Here is a 687-nt window from a genome sequence, read left to right on the forward strand (position 1 = left end):
AGCCGGTCGAAGGTGTAGCTGGTGCGGTGCTCCAGCGCGACTTTGATGCCCATAACTGGTGATCACATCACAAGAGCCCGATCATCGGGCCGCCGGGCACCGCCGGGGCGGCCGAGGCGACGCTGCGTGCGTTTGACCCCGACATCGGCTACCGGATCGCCCACCAGGTCGACCTGACCGCACCGCCGCCGGTCACGCTACGCGCACATACCGAAGGCGGGGTGTGAGACCGTGACGGCGTGTCGATCCGGGTGAGGGCAAGGGCATCACGCCGCCCAGTCCGACCCCGATGCCCAAGCCTCCGAAGAGCAGCGCCAGGCATATGGCGGCGAGCAGCACCAGCGGCGGTCCTCCTTGCCTGCGGGCGTTTCCATTTCTATCAGTCGGTGAATCGTTCATAGAGTGAACGATATGCCCGGATCGCAGCACTTGCAAGAGATAGTTTGATTCACGTTGCGAATTATTCGTCAAGGCTATGATGTAGAGCGTGTCATCAGCTCGGACTGCCGACCACAGCGGTGGCGTGGCCTTTTTATTGGCTCAGCTCGGTCATCACGCCACGACGCTGTTCGCCGAACAGATGGCCACGGTTGAGCTGACCCCGCCGCACGCGGGAATCCTGCGTGTCATTGCCGCCGAGCCCGGCCTCAGCCAGCACGCCCTCAGCACCCAGTTGGGCATGTTGCC

The 687-nt window shown here is 63.6% G+C and carries 2 pseudogenes; both read left to right on the forward strand.

Annotated elements, in window-relative coordinates:
* Positions 1 to 77: 77 nt before the first annotated feature.
* A pseudogene (locus tag F6Q13_RS18960) lies at positions 78 to 224 on the forward strand (ribonuclease Z); the annotation flags it as partial.
* A gap of 263 nt (positions 225 to 487) precedes the next feature.
* Positions 488 to 687, forward strand: a pseudogene (locus F6Q13_RS18965) (MarR family transcriptional regulator); the annotation flags it as partial.

Origin of the sequence: Mycobacterium sp., assembly GCF_008709575.1 — a bacterium.
Taxonomy (GTDB): domain Bacteria; phylum Actinomycetota; class Actinomycetes; order Mycobacteriales; family Mycobacteriaceae; genus Mycobacterium.